At 64.5% G+C, this 338-nt stretch carries 1 protein-coding gene; it reads left to right on the top strand.

Translation table 11 applies throughout. The annotated features are described in order from the left end of the window. Positions 1-338, top strand: a 338-nt coding sequence (locus CCN51_RS58400) for an extracellular solute-binding protein (protein ID WP_245881776.1), incomplete at both ends; no start/stop codon positions are given.

The following is a 338-nucleotide window of genomic DNA, read 5'->3' as shown; positions in this document are numbered from 1 at the left end:
CGTCAACAAGCTCGACAAGGCCAAGTACTCCGGCCTCGACGCCTTCGACCTCAAGGGCGACTACTACGCCCTGCCGTACCGGCAGGACTTCTGGGTGCTCTTCTACAACAAGGACCTCCTCAAGAAGAGCGGCGCGGATCTGTCCAAGCTCACCTGGTCCGACTACGCCGAGCTGGCCAAGAGGCTCACCACCGGTTCGGGCTCGTCCAAGGTCTACGGCACCTACCACCAGACCTGGCGCTCGGTGGTGCAGGCGATCGCCGCCGCGCAGACCGGCGGGGACCAGCTGAGCGGCGACTACGGGTTCTTCAAGAAGCAGTACGAGATCGCCCTGGGCC

The organism is Streptomyces milbemycinicus (assembly GCF_002154605.1).
In the GTDB taxonomy this organism is placed as follows: domain Bacteria; phylum Actinomycetota; class Actinomycetes; order Streptomycetales; family Streptomycetaceae; genus Streptomyces; species Streptomyces milbemycinicus.
The sequence above is the reverse complement of the archived record's forward strand: the minus strand, read 5'-3'. Positions and strand labels throughout refer to the sequence as shown.